Source organism: Allobosea sp. GW821-FHT03A12 (assembly GCF_058986765.1).
The window spans coordinates 345,212-368,659 of the sequence record NZ_JBYSVZ010000004.1 but is presented as its reverse complement, the minus strand read 5'-3'; the positions used below and the strand labels follow the sequence as shown (position 1 = coordinate 368,659).

Here is a 23,448-nt window from a genome sequence, read left to right as displayed (position 1 = left end):
CCGCTCGCGCGGCCTGTCGCGTCATTCCGGCGGAAGCAAAAGCCAGAATGACGCTTCAATCGGTTGAAGTGCTTTGACGCCGATCGCGGTTAACTCCGGATTCAAGGCCGCCGAGTACCCTGCGGCGCCGCATAAAAAACAGCGGCCTGCGAGGGGACATCATGAAATCCATCAGGACCCAGATTCTGGGGCTGATCGCGATTGTCGCGGCCGGCGCCTTGGTTGCACTCGGCTGTGCCTTGCTGGCGATGACCCGCATCGACACGATGAACGACCGTTCGTCGCAGCAGAACCACATCGCCCTCGCCGCCGAACGGCTCAATGCCGCGGTCAATCTGGTCGTCGCCGATTCCTACCTCGTCTACACCGCCCGCAACCCGCATTTCGCCGGCATCGCCGCGACGACGATCGAGGGCGGCCTGACCAGGGTCGAGGAGCGCCGCAAGGATCTCGCCAAACTCATCCCTCCGGCCGAGCGCGAGCGCATGGAGAAGATCAGCGCGCTGATCAGCGAATTCGTCGCCATCCGGCTGGAGACGACGCGCATGGTCCGCGAGATCTCGGCCCGCGCGGCGGAAGCCTGGGGCAACAGCGACGCCAGCAAGAAGAACCGCGCGACGCTGCAGGAAGAGCTCACGTCGCTGAGCAGCTTCAACGAGACCCTCGCCAACGAGGTCGATACGGCCTCCAGCGCCTTCTCGGGGCAGGTGCGGACCTGGCTGCCGGTCGCGCTGGTCGTGGTGCTCGGCGGTGCGATCTTCGGCGCGCTGGTCTTCTCGCGGCGTTCGATCATCCGTCCTCTCGTCGACCTCGGCGGCACGATGAGCCGCCTGACCGCGGGCGAGACCCAGATCGAGGTGCCGCACACCAAGCGCCGCGACGAGATCGGCGAGATGGCCCGGGCGGTCTCCGTCCTGCGCCAGAGCACCGAGCAGGTCGCGCTGCTGCAGGAGCAGGAACGCGCCGCCTCCGCAGCCCGAATCCGCTCGGCCGATGCGATGGCCTCGGTGGTGTCGGATGTCGGCGAGGTCGTCGCAGCAGCGGCTGCCGGCGATTTCTCGGCCCGGCTGCAGATCGAGCATGGCGACGAGCAGATGCAGAAGCTGGTCGCCGGGATCAACGAGATCAATGCGGTAGTCGACAACGCCACCACGGAATTCGTCGCGGTGCTGCAGGCTCTGGCTGCCGGCGATCTGACCCATCAGGTGCCGACCGCCTATCGCGGCCGCTTCGCCGAATTGAAGGACGCGATCAACGAGACGCTGGCGCGCCTCTCGGCGACGGTCGGCACGATCCAGACCATGTCGGCCGATGTCGGCCTGTCGGCGCGCGAGATCAACATGGGCGCCGACGATCTCTCCAAGCGGACGGAAGAACAGGCTTCCTCGCTGGAAGAGAGTGCCGCGACGACGGAGCAGCTCGCCGCTTCGGTGAAGGCTGCCGCTCAGGCGGCCCAGCAGGCGGTGCGCCAGGCCGGAGAGGCGATGCAGGTGGCGCAGGCCGGCGGCAACATCGTCACCGACGCGGTCTCGGCGATGGAGCGGATCGAGCAGGCCTCGAAGAAGATCTCCGACATCACCCGCGTGATCGACGACATCGCCTTCCAGACCAACCTGCTGGCCCTCAACGCCGCGGTGGAAGCCGCCCGCGCCGGCGACGCCGGCAAGGGCTTCGCGGTGGTCGCTTCGGAGGTCCGCTCCCTGGCGCAGCGCTCGGGTGAGGCGGCGAAGGACATCACCGGCTTGATTTCCTCCTCGAACACCGAGGTCGAGGCCGGCGTGAAGCTGGTCCGCCAGGCCGGCGACGCGCTGACCCGCATCGTCTCGGCCTCGCAGAGCGTCCAGGCCACCGTCTCGGAGGTCGCGGCCGCCTCGAGCGAGCAGGCCAACGGCATCGAGGAGATGAGCCAGACCGTCGCGCATATGGACGAGATGACCCAGGCGAACGCGGCCCTGGCCGAGCAGAGCGCCGCCTCGGCCGGCGCGCTGTCGAGCAAGATCGGCGAACTCAACGCCCTGGTCGCCGGCTTCCGGACCAATGAGAGCGCTGCGGCGCTGTCGCATCAGCCGGCTGCATTTGAGTTGGCTGGCGCATCTGAACCCGGACGCCTGCAGCAACTGGCTGAAGCCGCCTTTGCTCAGCAGAGACCGGCACCGCGTCGCGAACGTGTTGTAACCGCCCCTATGCCGGCCCCTGCCCGCAAGGTCGCCAACGCTCGCGGCGGCGACGCAGGTTGGGAAGAGTTCTGAAACAGATTTTTGGTGCGGGGCCTGCGGGAATTCCGCGGCCCTGCTCGCTGTTGAGACGAGAATGAAGAGGGCCGGCTTCGCGCTAGCCCTTTCGTTTTGTCAGCGCCGCCTGATGCGCTGAAGGTGGCAGACCTTCACCCGCCCGCCCCTGCCGTCCGATCGCCAGGTGCAGCCGGGATTGCGCGGCCGGCCTTCATGGATGTGGTAGACCCCGCGGTTCCGGCGATCGAAGCGCTGGTTCGAGACATCGTTCCCGCCGACGCGGACATTGTTGCCGAAACGCACTTCGGCGGCGGCTGGAGCAGCCACCGCCAGAGGAAGCACCAACGCAGCAAGCGCCAGCACGGATGTCGCAAGATGGACCGGCCTCGTCATCCGCCGATCAGAGCAGCCGCGCTCCAGCGGCGCAAGGCCGGCAGGGCGTTCAGCCCCGCCCGCCCACGACGACCAGTTGCTTGATCTCGCCGCGCAGGAAGGACTGCAGGAAGCGGTCATAGTCCTTCACCGAGACGCAGCCATTCGAGTCGCCACGCGGCCCGAGCAGGTAGTTGTGCACCAGCAGACCGGCGCGGCCGAAAATCTTGCCGCTGCCGCCGACCGGATGCATGCGGATGGCGCGCACGCCGTGGAACAGAGCCTCGCGCTCAGTCAGATTGTAGACATGCGGCGGCGTCGGCCCCTTCATCCGGACATGGACGAAGCGCAGATCGTTCATCATCTCGCCGAGGCCGGAATTGGCTTCCAGACGCTCGCCATTGGGCAGATAAACCACACGCGCGCTGATGTCGTAGACCGCGGTCTTGCCGCTGGCCGCCGGCGTCGCCGACGACATCGGCACGGGCATCGGTGCCGGGGCGACGGTCAGGCCGCTGCCGCGGCCGCTGCGCTGGGTGATGTCGTCCTGCGGCGCCGCATAGGCGAGGCGCTCGCCGGAGCTCTGCGGCGCATTGGCGTTCACGCCGAAGAGCTTCTCGAAGAAGTTGCGGTTGTCGGGGGTGGGCTCGGCCTTGGCGACGACGTCCTTGCCCTGGCGCGAGGTCGCGCGCAGCGCGACACGCGGCTCGGGCGTCGTCGGCAGCTTCAGGTCGGATGGACGCGGGACCGGGCGCGGCGCGATCAGGGCAATCCGCGATGGCTCAGTCGTGGCAGGCTGGACCGCGACCGTGGTCGTCGCCACGCTCGGAGATACAGGCTCGGCCGGTGCGATCGAGCCTGTGGTCTCGGGATCGAACACCACCGCCTGCGGCGCGGGAGCCGTCGACTGGAAACGGCCGGAGAGTGGCGCACTGTCGGCGAGCGACTGCGCGACATAGCCGACGACATAGCCGGGGCGGAGTAGCGGCGTCGCGCCATGGACAGGGGCCGGGTGGGCTAGCGCGTGCCTCTGTGCCAGCGGAGCGGCCGTCATTACCTGCTCGGCCTGCCTGTTCGACCAGACGGATACACCCGCCATCGCGCTGGCGGCAACGGCCACCAGGATGCCGAGACGGGCGAAGGGGCTGCCGCGCCGGCGCTTCAGGCTATAGGAATAACCGGCGAACTTGTTCGAGCTACGCATACACAACGCCTCGGGACACCTTGCAGGCTTCCCGCTGAGGCGCAGCGCCGTACTCGTCTCGCCATCGCGCTCGATCGCGCTCTGGGCAGACCGCAGCGGCCTGTTCGTCAGTCTCGGGAGGCCCCAACCTCTCGAGGTTCATTCAGCGCGACCTTGGTTAATTCGCGATGAATCAAAAGCAATTTTACGGAATGCCTCGCGCGCTGCGACCGCTCTGGCCGCAGCACGCTTTGTTGGCCCGGATGTCGTCAGGCCAGGGGCTTCAACCCGGCCTCGATCGCCGCCCGCTGCGACTCCAGGAAGGGCGGCAGCGACAGCCCCTCGCCCATCGTCTCGAAGGGCTCGTCGGTAGCAAAGCCCGGCCCGTCGCTGGCGATCTCGATCAGCACCCCGTTCGGCTCGCGCAGATAGAGCGAGCGGAAATAGAAGCGATCGACCGGCCCGCTATTGGGGTAGCCGGAAGCGCGCAGCCGCTCGGCCCAGGCGTCGTACTCGCCGAAGCTCGGCGTGCGCAGCGCCAGGTGGTGGACGCCGCCGGCGCCTTCGCGGGCCGGAGCAAGACCGGGCTCGACCGCGACGTTGAGCTCGGCAGCCGGGCCACCCTCGCCGATCCGGAAGACATGGATGTCGCCGGTGGCATGCGCCGCATCGCGATAATCCGCGATCCGCTCCAGCCCGAGCAGCTTGGTCAGGACCAGCTCGGTCCGCTCGATCTGCGGCACGGAGATCGTCACCGGACCAAGGCCGCGGATCTGGTGCTCGGCCGGGACCGGGCTCTTCTCCCAGGCGACGAAGGGAATCGCACCGCCATCGACGACGAGCGTCAGGCGCTGGCCTTCCGGATCCTCGAAATCAATGATGGCGCGGCCATTGAGCAGGCGCGTGTCGGAGACCGCCACGCCGGCCGCAGTCAGCCGCTCACGCCAGAAGTCGAGCGAGGCTTCGCTCGCGACCCTGAGCGAGGTGCGCGTGATCGAATGCGTGCCGCGCCTGGCCGGAGACGTCGGCCAATCGAAGAAGGTCAGGTCCGTGCCGGGGGAGCCGGCGCCGTCGGCATAGAACAGGTGGTAGGCGGATGTGTCGTCCTGGTTCACCGTCTTCTTGACCAGGCGCAGGCCCAGCGTCTCGACATAGAAGCGACGGTTCTGGGCTGCCTGTGCGGTGATGGCGGTGACATGGTGGATGCCGGTGAGCTGCATGGTGCGGGCCCCTTGGTTGCGTGCCTCATCTGACGAAGCGCTTGCGTTGCCCACCAAGATAATCGTTGCATTCACGCCATAAAGACGACGCGTGTCCAATCATAAATTGCACCGATGCAATGTCGTATGCTCCACCGTCATTCCGGCTGGAGCGCGGCGTAACGCCGGAAACCGTCGAAAGGCTCGGCGCCCTTCGACGGTTTCCGGAACGGCGTGGCTTCGCCGCATGCTCGCAATGACGCCGTGCTACTCCGCCGCCCGTGCAATCGGAGCCACCGGCTCACCGCCATGCCGGCTCGGCTTGGCCTTGAGCTTGAGGTCCTGGAGCTCCTCGCGCTCGCGGGGCGTGTTGCGCATGAGCTGGTCCTTGCCGGGCTGGTATTGCACCGGCTGGGCGACATCCGCCCCGTACCAGGCGGCTGCCCTGAGCACGAAGGACGGATCGGCCAGATGCGGGCGGCCGAGAGCAACGAGATCGGCGCGGCCGGCGGCCACGATGGTGTTGGCCTGGTCGGCCGTGGTGATGGCGCCGACGCACATGGTGGCGACACCGGCCTCGTTGCGGATGCGGTCGGCGAACGGGGTCTGGAACATGCGGCCATAGAGCGGCCGCGCCCGCGGGGTGGTCTGCCCGGTCGAGACGTCGACGAGGTCGCAGCCGGCCTCAGCGAAAGCCTCGGAGATCGCAACCGAATCCTCGGCGCTGATGCCGCCCTCCTGCCAATCGGTCGCCGAGATGCGCACCGACATCGGCTTGTCCGCCGGCCAGAATTCGCGAAGCGCGGCAAAGACTTCGAGCGGGAAGCGCAGGCGGTTTTCGAGCGAGCCGCCATACGCGTCGCTGCGCTGGTTGGTCAGCGGCGAGAGGAAGCTCGCGAGCAGGTAGCCGTGGGCGCAGTGCAGTTCGAGCATGTCGAAGCCGGCGCGCAGGCCGCGTTCCGCGGCCGCGACGAAGTCGGCCTTGACCCGGTCCATGTCGACGCGGGTCATCTCGCGCGGCACCTGGCTCTCGGGGTAATAGGGCAAGGGCGAAGCCGAGACGATCGGCCAGGCGCCCTCGGCGAGCGGGCGGTCCATGCCGTCCCACATCAGCTTGCTCGCGCCCTTGCGGCCGGCATGGCCGAGCTGGAGGCAGACCTTCGCAGCCGAGTTGCCGTGGACGAAGTCGACGATGCGCGTCCAGGCCGCTTCCTGCTGGTCATTGTAGAGGCCGGTGCAGCCGGGGGTGATGCGGGCGTCAGCGGCAACGCAGGTCATCTCGGTGAAGATGAGCCCTGCCCCGCCGATGGCGCGCGCTCCGTAATGCATCAGATGCCAATCGCCGGGCAGACCATCTTCAGCCGAATACTGGCACATCGGCGAGACGACGAAGCGGTTCGCGACCTTCATCTCACGCAGGTGGAAAGGCTGGAAGGCCGGCGGCACCGGCGAGCCGTCACGGCGCGTCGCCTGATCAGCGCCGAGATCGTCGGCGACCAGCCGGTCGATCGCCGCGACGAAGTCCGGCGCGCGCAGAGCGAGGTTGTCGTAGGTGATCGCCTTGGAGCGCGTCATCAGGCCGAAGGCGAAGCGCAGCGGCTCGAAATCCCAGAAGCGCTTGAGCTGCTCGAACCAGACCAGCGAGACATCGGCGGCATGCTGGGTCTTCTCGACTTCTTCGCGCCGCCCGGTCTCGAAGGCGGTGAGCGCCGCCTTGACGTCGAGCCCGGCCCGATGGAAGGCGCGATGCAGCGCGATCGCATCCTCCATGGCGAGCTTGGTGCCGGAGCCGATAGAGAAATGCGCCGTCGCCTTGGCGTCGCCGAGCAGCACGACATTATCGACGACCCAATTGCTGCATCGGATCATCGGGAATTGCCGCCAGAGCGAGCGGTTGGTGATCAGCCTGTGGCCCTGCAATTCCTCGGCGAAGACCTCCTCCAGGAAAGCGGCCGTGCCGGCTTCGTCCAGACCCTCCAGCCCGGCGCGGGCGAAGGTCTCGGGGTCGGTTTCCAGCACCCAGGTCGATTGCCCCGGCTCGTACTGGTAGCAATGGGCGATGAAGACGCCGTGCTGCGTCTGCTTGAAGAAGAAGGTGAAGGCGTCGAAGGGCCGGGTCGAGCCCATCCAGACGAAGCGGTTCGGCCTGAGGTCGACCTGCGGCGCGAAGCGCTCGCGGTCACCCTCGCGGATGCGGCTGTTGATGCCGTCGGCGGCAACGACGAGATCGTAGTCGCGCTTCAACGCCGCGACATCCTCGATCTCCTGCGAGAAGACGAGCTTGACGCCGACCTGGCGCGCCCGCTCCTGCAACAGCATCAGCAGCGTGCGGCGCGAGCAGCCGCAGAAGCCGTTGCCGGGCACGCGGCGGACCGTGCCTTTGAAATGAATCTCGATATCGTCCCAATAGGCGAAGCTGCGGACGATCGCCTCATAGCTCGGCAGGTCGGCCGCCTTGAACAGATCGAGCGTCTGGTCGGAGAAGACGACGCCGAAGCCGAAGGTGTCGTCGGGGCGGTTGCGCTCGAAGACGGTCACGTCGAGCTCGGGCCAATCCCGCTTCATCAGCAGCGCGTAATAGAGACCCGCCGGCCCGCCGCCCACCACCGCAATGCGCATGACGCCCTCCTTGGCTGAGAAAATCATTTTAAACCTAAAATAATTTTGGCTCAAGCCTTCATCTCAAAGCCCCCGACGCTTGTATCGAAAATCGCGATTAACTCGCCCAAGATACCGCACAACATGCTGTTAAATAAGCGATTTATATATTCATTCCTCGCCTCGCACGGTTCCTCTTGCAAAATGTTTCAGACCTAAAATATATTCGACTGCAAGAGGGAGTGAACGGCATGGCATCGGCTCTGGCGGGACAGCATGCCCTGGTGAGTGGCGGCGGACGCGGCATCGGTCGCGCCATCGCCTCCGCTCTACGCCAGGCCGGCGCCCGCGTCTCGATCATCGGCCGCAATGACGGCATCCTGCAACAGGCAGTGCTCGCCGGCGCCGCCGATGCCGCCCATTCCGTCGATGTGACCGACGAGGCGGCGGTGCGCGAGGTGATGGCGGGACTGGCGTCGGGGCAGCCCTTCGACATCGTCGTCGCCAATGCCGGCGCGGCGGAAAGCGCGAGCTTCCAGCGCAGCGATGCCGACCTGTTCCGGCGCATGGTCGAGATCAATCTGATCGGCACGGTGAACTGCTTCCGGCCGGCCTTGCCCGCGATGACCCAGCGCGGCGCCGGCCGGTTGATCGCGATCGCCTCCACTGCGGGCCATCGCGGCTATCCTTATGTCTCGGCCTATGTCGCAGCCAAGCATGCCGTGGTCGGCCTGGTGCGCTCGCTGGCGCTGGAGACGGCAAGGTCCGGCGTCACCGTCAACGCGGTCTGCCCCGGCTATACCGATACCGACATGGTCGCCGGCAGCCTGACCACGATCGCCGCCAAGACCGGCAAGAGTCGCGAAGAGGCGCTGGCGGAGCTGACCAAGGACAATCCGCAGCACCGGCTGATCACGCCGGAGGAAGTCGCGGCCGCCGTCCTCAATCTCTGCGGGCCGCAAAGCCGTGGCATCACAGGCCAGTCCGTCCTGATCAATGGCGGGGAGTTCTGATCATGGAGATTCCGTCCACGGCCCCCCTGCTCGACCGCGAGACCAAGGCCAGCGAACGCCCCGGCGACCACAAGGACGAGCTTCGGCTCTGGCTGCGGATGCTGACCTGCTCGACCCTGATCGAGAGCGAGATCCGCACCCGCCTGCGCGAGGAGTTCAAGACGACGCTGCCGCGCTTCGACCTGATGGCGCAGCTCGAGAAATCGACCACCGGCATGACCGTCGGCGAAGTCTCGCAGCGCCTGATGGTCTCGAACGGCAACGTCACGGCGGTGGTCGCCGGCCTGCTCGCCGACGGGCTGGTCGACAAGCGCCCGGCGGCGCAGGACCGGCGCGTCCAGGTGCTGACGCTGACCGCCCAGGGCCGGCGCGCCTTCAAGGCGATGGCCGAGCGCCATGAGGACTGGATCGCCGAGCTCTTCGCCGGCCTCGGGCCGGCCGAGATCGGCCAGCTCTTCCGCCTGCTCGGCGGGGTCAAGGCCTCGCTGCACCAGGCCATCAGCAATCGCCAGAACGGCACGCCGACAGCGGCGGGAGACACCGAATGACCAGCGCCAACCCCGTCACCCTTCCGCTCTCCGATTTCACGCCGCAACATTTCCAGCTCTCGGTCGCCGGCAAGGTCGCGACCGTGACGCTGAACCGGCCGGAGAAGAAGAATCCGCTGACCTTCGAGAGCTATCGCGAGCTCACCGATTTCTTCCTGGCGGCGCAGAAGGAAGAGGCGGTCAAGGCGATCGTGGTCACCGGCGCCGGCGGCAATTTCTCCTCGGGCGGCGACGTCTTCGAGATCATCGGGCCGCTGGTGGCGATGGACACCAAGGACCTGCTGAAATTCACCCGGATGACCGGCGAGCTGGTCAAGACCATGCGCGCCTGTCCGCAGCCGGTCGTCGCCGCGATCGACGGCATCTGCGCCGGCGCCGGCGCGATCATCGCCATGGCTTCCGACCTGCGCCTCGGCACGGCCGAGACCAAGATCGCCTTCCTGTTCAACCGCGTCGGCCTCGCCGGCTGCGACATGGGCGCCTGCGCGATGCTGCCACGGATCATCGGCCAGGGCCGCGCCGCCGAGCTGCTCTATACCGGCCGGGTGCTCAGGGGCGAGGAGGCCGAGCGCTGGGGCTTCCTCAACCGGCTGATCGCGCGCGATTCCGTCCTCGCCGAGGCGCAGGCGCTCGCTGCAGAGCTCGCCGACGGGCCGACCTTTGCCAACGCCATGACCAAGCGCATGCTCGAAATGGAATGGGCGATGTCGGTCGAATCCGCGATCGAGGCGGAAGCGGTGGCGCAGGCGCTGTGCATGCAGACCGAGGACTTCGCCCGCGCCTATCACGCCTTCGCCGAGAAGCGGAAGCCGGTGTTCGAGGGCAACTGAGATGGCTTCGCTCGGCACCGGCATTCTCGGCGACACGCTCGACTGGCCCTTCTTCGAGGCCCATCACCGCGACTTCGCGCAGCAGCTCTCCACCTGGGCCGACGCCACCCTGCCTTGCCTGCCGCATGACGATGTCGACGAGGCCTGCCGCGCCCGGGTGAAGGCGCTCGGGCAAGCCGGCTTCCTCAAGGCTGCCGTGCCGGCCGAATATGGCGGTCTGCATGCGACGCTCGACGTGCGCACGCTCTGCCTCGCCCGCGAGATATTGGCCGCCCGCGACGGGCTCGCCGATTTCGCCTTCGCCATGCAGGGGCTCGGCACCGGCTCGATCACGGTGGCCGGTTCACCCGAGATGAAAGCGCGCATTCTGCCGGCGGTGGCGCGCGGCGAGAGGATCGCGGCCTTCGCCCTCTCCGAGAAAGAGGCCGGCTCCGACGTTGCGGCGCTGGCGACGACTGCGACGCCTGACGGCAACACCCATGTCCGGATCGACGGCGAGAAGACGTGGATCTCGAATGGCGGCATCGCCGACCACTACGTCGTCTTCGCCAGGTCGGGCGAGGCGCCGGGCGCCCGCGGTCTCTCGGCCTATCTGGTCGAGGCCGATACGCCCGGCCTCTCGATCGCCGAGCGCATCGATGTGATCGCGCCGCATCCGCTCGCGACGCTGCGCTTCGATGGCTGCCGCATCCCCGCCGCGAACCGCATCGGCGGACCGGGCGACGGCTTCAAGGTCGCCATGGCGACGCTCGACATCTTCCGCTCGACGGTCGGCGCCGCAGCGCTCGGCTTCGCCCGCCGCGCTTTGCACGAGACGGTTTCACACGCGAAGAACCGCAAGCTCTTCGGCGGCACGCTCGGCGACCTCCAGCTCTCGCAGGCGGCGATCGCCGACAGCGCGACCGAGGTCGACGCCGCCGCCCTCCTCGTCTATCGCGCGGCCTGGACCAAGGACCGGGGCGCTGCCCGCGTCACCCGCGAGGCGGCGCTCGCCAAGCTGGTCGCGACCGAGAATGCCCAGAAGGTGATAGACCGCGCCGTGCAGATCCATGGCGGGCTCGGCGTCACCCGCGGGGTCAAGGTCGAGGAACTCTATCGCGAGATCAGGGCGCTCAGGATCTACGAGGGCGCCAGCGAGGTGCAGAAGGTCGTGATCGCGCGCGACCTGCTGAAATAGGCGCGAGCATGGTCCGCAAACGGGGGAGCCGACTTTGCGACAGGATCATGCTCGAAAAATAGACCAGGGGAACGAGATGGGTACCGCAGATCTCATGCGGTCGGGACATGTGGACAGTTTCGCGCGGGACAATCTGCCGCCGCGCGAAAGCTGGCCGCGCCTCGACCTCGCAGCCGCCGGGCTGAGCTATCCCGAGCGACTGAATGTCGTCACCGAATTCGTCGACCGCCATGTCGCCGAGGGGCGCGGCGAACGCGATGCGGTGATCGGCCCGAGCGAGACCTGGAGCTATCGGGCGCTCGCCGAAATCGTGAACCGCATCGCCAACGTACTCACCCGCGATCTCGGCATGGTGCCCGGCAACCGTGTACTGCTGCGCGCCGCCAACACGCCGATGATGGTCGCGACCTATTTCGCGGTGCTGAAGGCCGGCGGCGTCGTGGTCGCGACCATGCCGATGCTGCGCGCCGGCGAGCTCGCCTATCCGATCCGCAAGGCGAAGATCGGGCTGGCGCTCTGCGACGCAACGCTGGTCGACGAACTCCATGCCGCGCAACAGCTTGCACCGGAACTCTCGACCATCGTCACATGGGGCGACGGCGCGCTCGAAGCGCTGATGAACCAAGCCGGCTACGAGAGTTTCGAGCCGGCTGACACGGCGCAAGACGATGTCTGCCTGATCGCCTTCACCTCCGGCACCACCGGCGAGCCCAAGGGCACGATGCATTTCCAGCGCGACCTGCTGGCGATCTGCGACGCTTATGGCGCGCGCGTGCTGAAGGCCGCGCCGGACGACCGCTTCATCGGCTCGCCGCCGCTCGCCTTCACCTTCGGGCTCGGCGGCATCGTGCTCTTCCCCTTGCGGATCGGCGCCGCCTGCATCCTGCCGGCCAAGGTCGCCCCGGCCGATCTCGCCGAGGCGATCGCGCGCTATCGCGCCACCGTCTGCTTCACCGCGCCGACCGCCTATCGCGCCATGCTCGGCAAGCTCGGCGAGCTCGACCTGTCATCGCTGCGCATCTGCGTCTCGGCCGGCGAAGCCTTGCCGAAGGCGACCTTCGATGCCTGGCAGGCCGCCACCGGGCTGCCGCTGATGGACGGCATCGGCGCGACCGAGATGCTGCACATCTTCATCGGCGCGCCGCGCGAGACGATCCGGCCCGGCTCGACCGGCCTGCCGGTGCCCGGCTATGAGGCGAAGATCGTCGATGAGGACGGCAAGGAGGTGCCTGACGGCACGCCCGGGCGGCTCGCCGTACGTGGCCCGACCGGCTGCCGCTACCTCGCCGACCCGCGCCAGCAGCGCTATATCCTCGACGGCTGGAACGTCACCGGCGACACCTATCTGCGCGATGGCGACGGCTATTTCTGGTACCAGGCCCGCTCCGACGACATGATCATCTCGGCCGGCTACAACATCGCCGGGCCCGAGGTCGAAGCCTGCCTGCTGACGCACGCGGCGGTGGCCGAATGCGGCGTCGTCGGTGCGCCCTGCCCCGAGCGCGGCCAGATCGTGAAGGCCTATGTGCTGCTGCGCGAAGGCTTCACCGGCGATGCCGCCCTGGCCAAAGCACTGCAGGAGCATGTCAAGGCATCGATCGCGCCCTACAAGTACCCGCGCGCCATCGCCTTCGTGACAACCCTGCCGAAGACCTCTACCGGGAAGCTGCAGCGCTTCGCCCTGCGCGAGATCGCGCGTCAGGAAGCCTCGGCCTCCTGATCATCATTTGAGAAAGACCACGCCCATGACCAGCGGCATGCCGCCCTCCGATTCCGCTTCGCGCCGCGCCCGCGCGGTCCTGCCCGAAGGCTGGCCGCAGCCGCGCGGCTACGCCAACGGCATGGTCGCCGAAGGCAAGGTGCTGGTGACCGGCGGCCTCGTCGGTTGGGATGTCGATGGCGTCTTCGCCAAAGGCTTCGTCGCCCAGATCGGACAGACGCTCGCCAACATCAAGGCGGTGGTCGAGGCCGGCGGCGGCAAGGTCGAGGATATCGTGCGCCTGACCTGGTACGTCACCGATATCGTAGCCTATCGCAACAGCCTGGCCGAGCTCGGCCCGGTCTACCGCGCCAATTTCGGCCGGCACTTCCCGGCCATGGCGGTGGTCTCCGTTCCCGCTTTGGTCGAGCCCGAGGCGATGGTCGAGATCGAGGCGACAGCGGTGCTGCCGAGCTGAATCTCCCCGTAGGAATTTACCAAGAATTAGCCACGATACTCGACGGCGCCGCCCAATCCGGGCGGTGCATCGTCAGGAGTATCGCATGACGAGTATCAGCGGCGCTGGGGGCTTTCGCCCGCCACCGCCAGGAAAGCCGCCGAGCTTCGACAAGCTCGACGGCAACAGCGACGGGGTGCTCAACCTCGCCGAGTTCTCCGCCGGCGCGCCGAAAGGCGCCGACAGCGCCAAGACAGAGAAACTGTTCAAGGCGATGGATACCGACCAGGACGGCTCGGTCAGCAAGGCGGAATCGGACGCCTTCAAGGCGAAGTTCGAGAAGGCCGACCAGCAGATGCAGGCCCTCCTGCTGATGCTCCAGTCGGATACGGCCAATGCCAAGGCGACGACCAAGACCGACGCCAAGGATGGCGAGGACAAGAACTACTTCGCCAAGATCGATGCCGATTCCGACGGCAGCGTCGCCAAGGACGAATTCCTGAAGGCGGTCGCGCCCGATGGCGACAGCTCGAACGGCCTGCTCAGCCGCCTCTTCGCCGCGATGGATGCGGACAAGGATGGCAAGATCTCCAAGGAGGAGATGGCCGACTTCAAGAAGCAGATGGAAGAACGCGCCTCGCACCGGCCGCCACCGCCTCCGCCGCCAGCGGAGATCAGCGGCGCGTCGGAAGCCTATGGCCAGACCTACCAGCTCGGAGCGAAGGCTTCCGCTGGCGCGACCTATTCCCAGGCGGCCTAGTCACCGCTTGCGCAACGCCGGGCCGGCAGAAGGCCGTCCGGCGCTCTTAAGCTTCAGATTCCCGCCCCGTCATAGAGCGCAGGCGGCACCCTCCTCGCCCATACTCTCGCATGCAGGCCCTTCAGCAGCGGTCTCAGCACGATATCGCCGAGCCCCAGCGCGGCGGCCAGAGCCCACTGCCCCGTCGGCAGCGCCACGGCGGCAAAGACGAACAGCCCGCTCGCCAGGCGCCAGCTCGCCGCCTCCAGCCAGGCGCGCCGCTCCTGAGCCCCACGCCAGCCGACGAGACGCAGAGCCGTGCGGGCTATTCCCCCCGTTTCGGCAATCGAGCGAACCTTGTTCGGAGCCGCGCGGGTCTCGACGAAGCCGAAAGCGACCGTCTGGTTACTGAGCCTGTCGATCAGGATGAAGCCGCCGAGTTCGCGGCTGCTTGTGTAGTCGAGCACGGCAAGCTGCCGGTCGAGCGTCAGCGTCGCCAGGCCGATGCCGTTCATGGCGAGGCTCTGCGCCGGCGCCTCGGCATAGCTCTCGATGTCGACGCTATGGTGCAGCCGGACGATCTGGGCATTGGCGCTGGCGGTGGCGAGCTTGAGGATGAACTCGCCGCCCTCACGCAGCGCCGCCTCACCGGTCCAGAGCAGCCGCGCCTGCAGCTCCTGCTTTACCACCGGGGCATGCGCGACGGAGGCGATGACGTCACCGCGCGAGATGTCGATCTCGTCGGCGAGCGTAACGGTCACAGATTGCCCGGCGCTCGCCTGCGAGACGTCGCCTGATGGCGCAAGGATACGGGCGATCGTGCTGCGGCGGCCCGATGGCAGCGCCGCGACCGCATCGCCGACGCGCAGGCGCCCGCGCGCGACCGTGCCGGCAAAGCCGCGGAAGTCGAGATCGGGCCGATTGACCCATTGCACCGGCAAAGCGAAGCCCGCCTCAACCTCAGCCTCGGCGACGACCACGGCGGATTCGAGCAGCGGCAGCAGCGCCGGCCCGCGATACCAGGGCGTCAGCCTGGAGAGGCTGGTGACGTTCTCGCCGTCGCGGGCCGAGACCGGGACGAAGTCGATGCTGGCGAAACCGAGCCCTGCGACCGCTTTGCGGTAGTCCTGCTCGATCTGGCGGAAGACCGCTTCGTCATAGCCGACCAGGTCCATCTTGTTGACGGCGACGACGACATGGCGGACGCCGACCAGCGAGACGATGAAGGAGTGGCGGCGCGTCTGCGGCAGCAGGCCCTTGCGGGCATCGATCAGGATGATGGCGAGATCGGCGGTCGAGGCGCCGGTCGCCATGTTGCGGGTGTACTGCTCGTGGCCAGGCGTGTCGGCGACGATGAAGCTGCGCTGGTCGGTCGAGAAATAGCGATAGGCGACATCGATGGTGATGCCCTGCTCGCGCTCGGCGGAGAGCCCGTCGACCAGCAAGGCGAAATCGGGCGCCGCACCTTGCGTGCCGAATTTGCGGGAATCGCTGTCAAGCGCGGTGAGCTGGTCGTCGAAGACGGCGCCGGCCTCGTAGAGGATGCGGCCGATCAGCGTCGACTTGCCATCGTCGACCGAGCCGCAGGTGATGAAGCGCAGCAAGGCGCGGGCGCTGCCCTCGGTACTCTGGCCCTGGTCGTTGGCGGGATGCGGCTGGCCAGTCGACGCCGGCTGGCCCTTCAACTTCGCGAGTGCCGCCATCAGAAATAGCCTTCCTGCTTCTTCTGTTCCATCGAGCCGGAGCCGTCATGGTCGATGACGCGACCCTCGCGTTCGGAGGAGCGCGACGCCCGCATTTCCGCAATGATGTCGGTGAGGTTGGCCGCCTCGCTCTCGACCGCGCCGGTCAGCGGGTAGCAGCCGAGCGTGCGGAAACGAACCATGCGGGTTTCGAGCTGCTCGCCGGGCAGCAGCTCCATGCGCTCGTCGTCACGCATGATCCAGGCGCCGTTGCGGCGGACGACCGGACGCGGCGCGGCGAAATAGAGCGGCACGACCGGGATGTTCTCGAGCGCGATGTAGTCCCAGACGTCCTTCTCGGTCCAATTGGAGAGCGGGAAGACCCGGAAGCTTTCGCCCTGCGCCTTGCGCGTGTTGAACAACCGCCAGGGCTCCGGCCGCTGGTTCTTCGGGTCCCAGCGGTGCTGGGCCGAGCGCAGCGAGAACACCCGCTCCTTGGCCCGGCTCTTCTCCTCGTCGCGCCTGGCACCGCCGAAGGCCGCGTCGAAGCCGTGCTTGTCGAGCGCCTGCTTCAGCCCTTGCGTCTTCATCACGTCGGTGTGCAGGCGCGAGCCGGAGGCGAACGGGCTGACGCCGGCGCGCACGCCCTCTTCGTTGATATGCACGATCAAATCGAGCCCGAGCCGGCTCGCGGTCTGGTCGCGGAAGGCGATCATGTCCCTGAATTTCCAGGTCGTATCGACATGGAGCAGCGGAAATGGCGGCTTGCCGGGATAGAAGGCCTTCATGGCGAGATGCAGCAGGACGGCCGAATCCTTGCCGATCGAATAGAGCAGCACCGGTTTTTCGCAGGTCGCGGCGACCTCGCGGATGATGAAGATCGCCTCGGCTTCGAGTTTCTGCAGATGACTGAGCTGGATCACGCCAAAACCTCCGCGGCCGGCTTCGACCGCACCAATCGTCCATCCGGGCCGACATGCAGGCCGCATTCCTTGGCGGCCTCCTCTTCCCACCACCAGCGCCCGGCCCGTTCCGGCTCGCCCGGCTGGATGGCACGGGTGCAGGGCTGGCAGCCGATCGAGAGAAAGCCCTTCTCGTGCAGCGGGTTGAGCGGGATGTCGTGCTTGCGGGCGAAGGCCAGCGCTTGGTCGCGCGACCAGTCGAGCAGCGGGTTGAGCTTGATCAGGCTGCGCTCGGTATCGACTTCGGCGAGCGCGACGCCGCCGCGCGCAGCCGACTGATCGGCGCGCAGGCCGGTGATCCAGGCGGCGGCTCCGGCGAGCGCCCGGCCGAGCGGCTCGACCTTGCGGACATTGCAGCAGGCCTTGCGCGCCTCGATCGCGTTGTAGAAGCCGTTGATGCCGTGGCCGCGGACAAAGGCCTCGACGGCGTCGTGACGAGGATAGAATGGCGTGATCGTGATGCCGTAGCGCGCCTCGGTCTGCGCCCAGAGGGCGTGGACCTCGCCGAAGAGCCGGCCGGTATCGAGCGTGACGATCTCGATCGGCAGGTTCTGCGTCGCGATCAGATGGGTGACGACCTGATCCTCCAGGCCGAAGCTGGTGGTGAAGACGAGACGGCCTGCGACTTGCCGCACCAGTCCCGCAAGGCGCTCGGCTGCATCCGACGTTCCGAACGCAGCATTGAGGTTTTCGGCCTGTTCCTGCAACTCGAACATGTGCTTGCTCTGCGCAGGCGAGGCCCGCGCGGACGGCTCAATGCCGCCCTCGCTTGCCGCCACCTGCCGTACCATCGGTCAGTGGGACGTTCTGTAAATCGAACAATCCACATATAACCTGAATGCCAACCAATCAATTTACATCGAGTAGCGTGAAATTTCTTATTTCGAGGAGTAAGGAGAAGATCTTTCCCACGCTGCCCGATTTGCATGGCGAACACCGGCACGGCCGCCCCTCTGCGAAAGGAACTTTCGCTCCTGCACCCGCGTTGAACGCGCATGCAGGCTGGCCCTGCAACACAACAGGGGGAACGCAATGGCAAATTCCGCAAACCGGGCGGTCGAGAGCTTGCGCAAGGAACAGCGCGAGCAGCGCAAGGATGAGAAGAAGGCCGGCGGTTCGGCCGAAAAGCAGCTCGACAGGGCGCTGAAGGACACCTTTCCCGCCAGCGATCCCGTCGCGCCGCAAGTGCCGACCAAGCCTGGCGCCCCGAAGCGCCGCAGCTGATGCTGACACGCTGAGTTGCGGACGCAACTACGCTACCCCATCTCGACCTGACGAGATGGAGATGCCTATGCCTGAACGTGCCAGAGTGGATGCCTTCGTTGCCGCGGTCGTCAGTGGCGACCATGTCGGGGCGATCCGCGACTTCTATACAGACGACGCCACGATGCAGGAGAACGCCAACGAGCCCCGCCGCGGCCGCGAGACGCTGATGGCGCATGAGGCGCGTGCGCTGGAGCGGCTCAACAAGATGCATACGCATCCGCCCGTCGCGGTGTTGGTCGACGGCGACCACGTCGTGGTCCGCTGGATTTTCGATGCGACCGACAAGACGGGCGTGACGCGCCGGCTCGAAGAGCTCGCCTTCCAGCGCTGGCAGGGCGACCGCATCGCCGAAGAGCGCTTCTTCTATGATACCGGAAGCGCGTGGCAGGTGGTCAGCTGAACCTGCTGCTCAACGCAACCCGCTCGGCCCGACCGTCAGCTTGTCGCCGGTCTGGATGAATTTCAGCGGGTTGCGGGCCTCGTCCGACAGCCGCGTCTCATAGTGCAGATGCGGGCCGGTCGAGCGGCCGGTCGAGCCGACGCGGCCGATGACCTGGCCGGCGGCGACGAGCTGCCCTTCCTGGACGTCGAAGGCCGAGAGGTGGCCATAGCGCGTGGTGACGCCGTTGCCATGGTCGAGCTCGACGAGATTGCCATAGCCGCCGGCGACCTCGGCACGCAGCACCTTGCCTGCCCCCGCGGCGCGGACCGGCGTGCCGGTCTCGCCACGGAAGTCCATGCCGGCATGCATCGCCGTGCCGCCAGTGAACGGATCGCTGCGCGGGCCGAAATTGCTGGTCGTGGTGTCGTCGCCTTCGAGCGGGCGCTGGAACGGCACGATCGCCGCCAGGTCGCGCCAGCGGCCGAAGAGCGCCCTCGCCTCGCCGAGCTGCATCAGCGCATGCTCGAATGTGCCGGGCTTCACCGTGATCGGTATGAGCGGACCGCCCATGCCCGGCCGGCCCGGCGGCAGCTTGACCTTTGCAGGGTCGAGCCCGATCTCGGACAACGCCGTCTTCACCTCCTGTACGCGGCCGACAAGCTGGCGCCCGAGCGCCGGGAGCTGCTGGTTCTGGCCGTTCTGCACCCGGTCGAGCGACTGGCCGAGGATGGCGATGCGCTGGTCGAGCGACATGGTCTCAGCTGCCTTGACCGCCGCCGCGACCTGCCGGCGCTGCTGCGCCAAGACTGCGGGATTGACGCGGTCGAGCACGTTCTGCCCGTCGGCGAACTGGTTGCCGCCCGGCGCCTGCGCGCCGCCCTGCGGCAGGATCGGGCCGACGGCCTGTCCGGTCAGCGCGCCGAGCAGGGCCTGGCGGGCTTCCAGCTCGATCTGGCGGGTGATCAGGTCGGCGAGCTGGTCGCCCGCCTTGCCGGAGGCGGCGGGCTGGCCCGGCTGCGCCGGCAGGCCGGGTGAATTGCCGGAGGCGACGATCGCGCTCACGAGCCGGCGCTGCAGTGCCTTGAGCTTCTCATCATAGCTGCTCTGCAGGATGGCCTGTTCCTGCTGGAGCGCGGCAACGCGGCTCTTCTCCTCATAGAGCAGATAGCCGGTGACGCCGGCGCCGACGAGCGCCAGCACCGCGAGCGTCCAGGGCAGCAGGCCCCCACGTCCGGATCCCGATCGTCCGCCGCCGCCGCGCGGACGCCGCGGCGTGTTGCTCTCCGGCTGGAGAGAGGTCGTGCTGGCGGCCTCGTCGGGCCGTCGCTTCAGGCGAACCGGTTGCACGTTCTCACTCCTGATCCCGACCGGCCATACCCGCGCAAGGCCCGCGCGACCTCCGCCAGAGGACAGGCTGCAAGTATAGCGCAAACAATGCTTGGCAGCGATCCACCTCGCGCTAAGCTGCGGCTCGGCAGTTCCCCTGCGGCATCCATGCCGAGGGGCTGTTCCCACGCCAGGTTGCCTACCTTGTCCGAACTCCGTGCAGCATCCCAGCGGGAGGTGGTGCCATGGCCGCCGACATCGCCGTTCACATGTACAACAGCTCCTATCCGGAGTTCGAAGCCAACTTCAAACGGAAGATGGCGCGCGGTGCGACGCTGCCGTTCAGACAGGTCGGCGCCTACCACAAGTCGACGCCGCGGCAAGTGGTCGATGCGGTCAAGTCCGTGGTCGGGACCGATCGCGTCGCGATCATGCGGATCATGTCCCATGGCAACAGCGGCGTCTTCTATTTCCCGGGCTTGTGGAACTACAACCTGATCGCCTTGGAATATGCCGATCTGCGCAGCGTCTTCACCCCGCTGGCGCGTCTGGAAATCCATGGTTGCGGCATCGCCAGCGAGACGGACGTGCTGAAGCCCGGCGCGAATCCGCAAAGCCCGCGCCGCTCCGATGCTGTGCCCGGCACCTTCACCGGCAACAAGAACGGCCAGGGCCTGCGCTTTCTGAAGCGGGTCGCCTCGTTCTTTAACGTCCCCACAGTCGGCGCCGTCAACGTCCAGCCGGCCGACAGCTGGAGCTATGAGGGCGACACCGTTACTGCGTATCCGTTCAGCGACAAGTTCTACATGGACAGCGAAGGCACGCGCATCTGGGATTTCGATGCGCAAGCAGATCAATTCAAAGCCTTCATCATCAGGACCTATGTGAAGACACGACAGTTCAAGGACGCCCTGCGCCAGTTCAAGGAGCTGGCGAAGTCCTACCCGAACACTGTGGCCGGCCAGCTTGCTGCCCGGATCACCACCGTCCGAGAGGTCGAAGCCATGCTGGACCCGCTCGTTCCGGATTGAGTCCGGCAGGTGCGAGACTGCCGGACGCACGATCCGAGTGCAGATCAGCTCAATTGCAGGCGTAGTGGAAGGCGCCGTCCTCGACCGTGACCTTCGCCTCGGTCAGCGGCTTCTTCTCCAATTGCAGGTTGAGGATGCTGCGCGAGAGCGCCGGCAGCATCGAGTTGGTGATGATGTTGTCGATCATGCGCCCGCCCGAATCCGGGTCGTTGCACTGGGCAACGATGTGCTCGACAACCGCGTCGTCATAGACGAACGCCGCGTTGTGATTGTCGCGCAGGCGCTTGCCGATGCGGCCGAGCTGCAGGCGCACGATGCCGCCCAGCATCTCGCCGGAGAGCGGGTAGTACGGGATCGTCACCAGACGGCCGATCAGCGCCGGCGGGAAGACCTTGAGCAGCGCCGGACGGAGCGCCACCGCGAGTTCCTCGGAATCCGGACGGCTGCTCTCGTCGCCGGCCATGCGCATGATCTCGTCGGTGCCGACATTCGAGGTCAGGATGATCAGCGTGTTCTTGAAGTCGATGCGCCGGCCGGTGCCGTCCTCCATCGTGCCCTTGTCGAAGACCTGGAAGAACAGCTCGTGCACGTCGGGATGGGCCTTCTCGACCTCGTCGAGCAGCACGACCGAATAGGGCTTGCGCCTGACGGCCTCGGTGAGGCGTCCCCCCTCGCCATAGCCGACATAGCCGGGAGGCGCGCCCTTCAGCGTCGAGACGGTGTGCGCCTCCTGGAACTCGCTCATATTGATGGTGATGACGTTCTGCTCGCCGCCATAGAGCGACTCGGCGAGCGCCAGCGCCGTCTCGGTCTTGCCGACACCAGAGGGACCGCAGAGCATGAACACGCCGATCGGCTTGTTCGGATTGTCGAGCTTGGCGCGGTTGGTCTCGATGCGCTTGGCGATCATGCCGATGCCGTGACCCTGACCGACGACGCGCTTGTTCAGCGTCGCGGCGAGGTTGAGCACGGTCTCGATCTCGTCCTTGACCATGCGGCCGACCGGGATGCCGGTCCAGTCGGAGACGACCGAGGCGACCGACTGCTCGTCGACATGGGCGTAGATCATCCGGTTGGCGGGATCGATCGCGCCGAGCACGTCGAACTTCTCGCGCAGGCTGGCGCGTGTCGCCTCGGGATCGGCGGGCGCTTCGGCTGGCGCGGCCACGGCCGGCGCCTCACCATCGGCGGGAGCAGCCTCAGCGGCCACCTTCTCGCCGAGCTTGCCGCGCAGCAGCGTGATCTCCTCGACGATCGCGAGTTCGGAAGCCCAGTCGGCCTCCAGCGCCTCCAGCTTCGCCGTCAGCGCGGCGCTCTCCTCCTCGATCTTGCCGAGGCGCTCGTCGGTGGCATCGCCGAGATCCTTGTCGGCGATCAGGGCGATCTTCTCCTTCTCCAGTGCCGTGATGGCAACGCGGGCATCCTCGATCGCCGCCGGTGTGGCGGTCTGGCTGATCGCGACGCGGGCGCAGGCGGTGTCGAGCAGGCTCACCGCCTTGTCGGGCAATTGCCGCGCCGGGATGTAGCGCGAGGAGAGCTGGACGGCGGCGACGATGGCGGCGTCGGAGATGCGGACCTTGTGGTGCTTCTCCATCGGCCCGATCAGGCCGCGGAGCATGGTGCAGCAGCGGACGACGTCCGGCTCGTCGACCTGCACCGGCTGGAAGCGCCGGGTCAGCGCCGGGTCCTTCTCGAAATACTGGCGGTATTCCGACCAGGTCGTCGCGGCGATGGTGCGCAGCGTGCCGCGCGCCAGAGCGGGCTTCAGCAGATTGGCAGCATCGCCGGTACCGGCAGCACCGCCGGCTCCGATCAGCGTGTGTGCCTCGTCGATGAACAGGATCACCGGCGTCGGCGAGGACTGGACCTCGTCGATGACCGAGCGCAGGCGCTGCTCGAACTCGCCCTTCATCGAGGCGCCGGCCTGCATCAGGCCGATGTCGAGGGCGCAGACCTTGACCCCGCGCAAGGGCGGCGGCACGTCGCCGGCGACGATGCGCTGGGCGAAGCCCTCGGCGATCGCGGTCTTGCCGACGCCGGCCTCGCCGGTGAGGATCGGATTGTTCTGGCGCCGGCGCATCAGCACGTCGATGACCTGGCGGATCTCATCGTCGCGGCCGAGGATCGGGTCCATCGTGCCCGAGCGCGCCTTTTCGGTCAGGTCCTGCGAGAAGCGGTCGAGCGCGGTGGTGCCCTTGGCGCCTTCGGCCTGCTCGGCGCCGGGCGTGCCGGCGGCGCGAAGCCCCGAGCCGTCCATCGGCCGCAGGTTCTCCTCTTCGGAGTCCTTCCAGATTTTGGCATGGCCGGCGGCAAGCTCCTCGACCGGGATCTTGCCGAACTCCTTGGATATGCCGGTCAGCGCACGCTTCAGTTCCAGCGATTTGAGCGCCGCGACCAGGACATGGCCGGTCCGGATCTGGGTCTCGCCGAAGAACAAGGTGGCGTAGTGCCAGCCGCGGTCGAGCACATCGACGACGTTGTTGGCAACGCCGGGCATCTCCGTCTCGTTCTTGCGGAAGCCCTCGATGACGCCGCCGATATCCGTGGCAAGCCGGGCCATGTCGAGGCCGTAGTGCTGCGCAGTCAACCCGATATCGGTGGAGCGTCGCTGCAGGATCTGGGCGAGCCAGTGCGCCAGCTCGACATTGCGGTTGCCCGCCCCCTTCGCCTGGCGCAGCGCCTGGATGAAGGCCTCATAGCCGACGCGGTTGAGTTTGCCTGTAACGGCTTCGAGACTGATATCGGCCATGGCT

At 67.2% G+C, this 23,448-nt stretch carries 20 protein-coding genes; 11 read left to right on the top strand and 9 right to left on the bottom strand.

Annotation, left to right across the window (positions count from 1 at the left end):
* The first annotated feature begins 161 nt into the window (after nucleotides 1–161).
* Nucleotides 162–2,249, top strand: a complete 2,088-nt coding sequence (locus AC3WLC_RS15990; protein WP_493684909.1) for a methyl-accepting chemotaxis protein — start codon at nucleotides 162–164, stop codon at nucleotides 2,247–2,249.
* Nucleotides 2,250–2,348: 99 nt separating this feature from the next.
* On the opposite strand, the gene AC3WLC_RS15985 is transcribed toward AC3WLC_RS15990, so the two are convergent.
* The 4 genes from AC3WLC_RS15985 to AC3WLC_RS15970 all read right to left on the bottom strand — a co-directional run bounded on the left by AC3WLC_RS15985 (nucleotide 2,349) and on the right by AC3WLC_RS15970 (nucleotide 7,604).
* Nucleotides 2,349–2,624: a hypothetical protein gene (locus AC3WLC_RS15985; protein ID WP_493684908.1), complete on the bottom strand. Its 276-nt coding sequence runs from the start codon at nucleotides 2,622–2,624 to the stop codon at nucleotides 2,349–2,351.
* Between the two features lie 49 nt (nucleotides 2,625–2,673).
* Nucleotides 2,674–3,807, bottom strand: coding sequence for a DUF2778 domain-containing protein (locus tag AC3WLC_RS15980; RefSeq protein ID WP_493684907.1), 1,134 nt, complete (start codon nucleotides 3,805–3,807; stop codon nucleotides 2,674–2,676).
* Between the two features lie 248 nt (nucleotides 3,808–4,055).
* The gene (locus tag AC3WLC_RS15975) at nucleotides 4,056–5,006 is read right to left on the bottom strand and encodes a ring-cleaving dioxygenase (protein WP_493684906.1); all 951 of its coding nucleotides are present in this window, start codon (nucleotides 5,004–5,006) and stop codon (nucleotides 4,056–4,058) included.
* A gap of 246 nt (nucleotides 5,007–5,252) precedes the next feature.
* Nucleotides 5,253–7,604, bottom strand: coding sequence for a bifunctional salicylyl-CoA 5-hydroxylase/oxidoreductase (locus AC3WLC_RS15970; protein WP_493684905.1), 2,352 nt, complete (start codon nucleotides 7,602–7,604; stop codon nucleotides 5,253–5,255).
* A gap of 230 nt (nucleotides 7,605–7,834) precedes the next feature.
* On the opposite strand from AC3WLC_RS15970, the gene AC3WLC_RS15965 reads away from it, so the two are divergent.
* The 7 genes from AC3WLC_RS15965 to AC3WLC_RS15935 all read left to right on the top strand — a co-directional run bounded on the left by AC3WLC_RS15965 (nucleotide 7,835) and on the right by AC3WLC_RS15935 (nucleotide 14,067).
* The gene (locus AC3WLC_RS15965) at nucleotides 7,835–8,596 is read left to right on the top strand and encodes an SDR family NAD(P)-dependent oxidoreductase (RefSeq protein ID WP_493684904.1); all 762 of its coding nucleotides are present in this window, start codon (nucleotides 7,835–7,837) and stop codon (nucleotides 8,594–8,596) included.
* 2 nt (nucleotides 8,597–8,598) lie between these two features.
* The gene (locus AC3WLC_RS15960) at nucleotides 8,599–9,144 is read left to right on the top strand and encodes a MarR family winged helix-turn-helix transcriptional regulator (protein ID WP_493684903.1); all 546 of its coding nucleotides are present in this window, start codon (nucleotides 8,599–8,601) and stop codon (nucleotides 9,142–9,144) included.
* Nucleotides 9,141–9,974, top strand: a complete 834-nt coding sequence (locus tag AC3WLC_RS15955; RefSeq protein ID WP_493684902.1) for an enoyl-CoA hydratase family protein — start codon at nucleotides 9,141–9,143, stop codon at nucleotides 9,972–9,974. Before AC3WLC_RS15960 ends, AC3WLC_RS15955 begins: the two co-directional genes overlap by 4 nt.
* Nucleotide 9,975: 1 nt before the next feature.
* Complete coding sequence (locus AC3WLC_RS15950) at nucleotides 9,976–11,151, top strand: acyl-CoA dehydrogenase family protein (RefSeq protein ID WP_493684901.1); 1,176 nt, start codon at nucleotides 9,976–9,978, stop codon at nucleotides 11,149–11,151.
* Nucleotides 11,152–11,227: 76 nt separating this feature from the next.
* Entirely contained in the window at nucleotides 11,228–12,871 is a 1,644-nt protein-coding gene (locus AC3WLC_RS15945; RefSeq protein ID WP_493684900.1) for an AMP-binding protein, read from the top strand.
* A 25-nt stretch (nucleotides 12,872–12,896) separates the two neighbouring features.
* Nucleotides 12,897–13,328, top strand: coding sequence for a RidA family protein (locus AC3WLC_RS15940; RefSeq protein ID WP_493684899.1), 432 nt, complete (start codon nucleotides 12,897–12,899; stop codon nucleotides 13,326–13,328).
* Nucleotides 13,329–13,413: 85 nt separating this feature from the next.
* A complete protein-coding gene (locus AC3WLC_RS15935) occupies nucleotides 13,414–14,067 on the top strand; it encodes an EF-hand domain-containing protein (RefSeq protein ID WP_493684898.1) in 654 nt (217 codons plus the stop codon).
* A 53-nt stretch (nucleotides 14,068–14,120) separates the two neighbouring features.
* Here the strand turns inward: AC3WLC_RS15935 and cysN are convergent, their stop codons facing one another.
* From cysN to AC3WLC_RS15920, 3 genes are read right to left on the bottom strand one after another with little or no spacing between them, the layout of a single operon-like run.
* Nucleotides 14,121–15,749 carry a sulfate adenylyltransferase subunit CysN gene (cysN, locus tag AC3WLC_RS15930; protein WP_493684897.1) on the bottom strand — a complete coding sequence of 543 codons (1,629 nt, stop codon included), beginning with the start codon at nucleotides 15,747–15,749 and terminating at the stop codon, nucleotides 14,121–14,123.
* A complete protein-coding gene (gene cysD / locus AC3WLC_RS15925; RefSeq protein ID WP_346360216.1) occupies nucleotides 15,749–16,651 on the bottom strand; it encodes a sulfate adenylyltransferase subunit CysD in 903 nt (300 codons plus the stop codon). The genes cysN and cysD overlap by 1 nt, the downstream gene beginning before the upstream one ends.
* Nucleotides 16,648–17,406 carry a phosphoadenylyl-sulfate reductase gene (locus AC3WLC_RS15920; protein ID WP_493684896.1) on the bottom strand — a complete coding sequence of 253 codons (759 nt, stop codon included), beginning with the start codon at nucleotides 17,404–17,406 and terminating at the stop codon, nucleotides 16,648–16,650. Before AC3WLC_RS15920 ends, cysD begins: the two co-directional genes overlap by 4 nt.
* 316 nt (nucleotides 17,407–17,722) lie before the next feature.
* Between AC3WLC_RS15920 and AC3WLC_RS15915 the strand changes: the two genes are divergently transcribed.
* Nucleotides 17,723–17,914: a hypothetical protein gene (locus AC3WLC_RS15915; protein WP_346360218.1), complete on the top strand. Its 192-nt coding sequence runs from the start codon at nucleotides 17,723–17,725 to the stop codon at nucleotides 17,912–17,914.
* Between the two features lie 67 nt (nucleotides 17,915–17,981).
* Nucleotides 17,982–18,356 (top strand): nuclear transport factor 2 family protein, encoded by a 375-nt coding sequence (locus AC3WLC_RS15910; protein ID WP_493684895.1) that lies wholly within the window; start codon nucleotides 17,982–17,984, stop codon nucleotides 18,354–18,356.
* A 9-nt stretch (nucleotides 18,357–18,365) separates the two neighbouring features.
* On the opposite strand, the gene AC3WLC_RS15905 is transcribed toward AC3WLC_RS15910, so the two are convergent.
* On the bottom strand, nucleotides 18,366–19,685 hold the full coding sequence (locus tag AC3WLC_RS15905; RefSeq protein ID WP_493684894.1) for a peptidoglycan DD-metalloendopeptidase family protein: 1,320 nt from the start codon (nucleotides 19,683–19,685) through the stop codon (nucleotides 18,366–18,368).
* 224 nt (nucleotides 19,686–19,909) lie between these two features.
* On the opposite strand from AC3WLC_RS15905, the gene AC3WLC_RS15900 reads away from it, so the two are divergent.
* Nucleotides 19,910–20,695, top strand: a complete 786-nt coding sequence (locus AC3WLC_RS15900; RefSeq protein ID WP_493684893.1) for a hypothetical protein — start codon at nucleotides 19,910–19,912, stop codon at nucleotides 20,693–20,695.
* A gap of 49 nt (nucleotides 20,696–20,744) precedes the next feature.
* On the opposite strand, the gene tssH is transcribed toward AC3WLC_RS15900, so the two are convergent.
* Nucleotides 20,745–23,444, bottom strand: a complete 2,700-nt coding sequence (gene tssH, locus AC3WLC_RS15895) for a type VI secretion system ATPase TssH (protein WP_493684892.1) — start codon at nucleotides 23,442–23,444, stop codon at nucleotides 20,745–20,747.
* Between the last annotated feature and the right edge of the window lie 4 nt (nucleotides 23,445–23,448).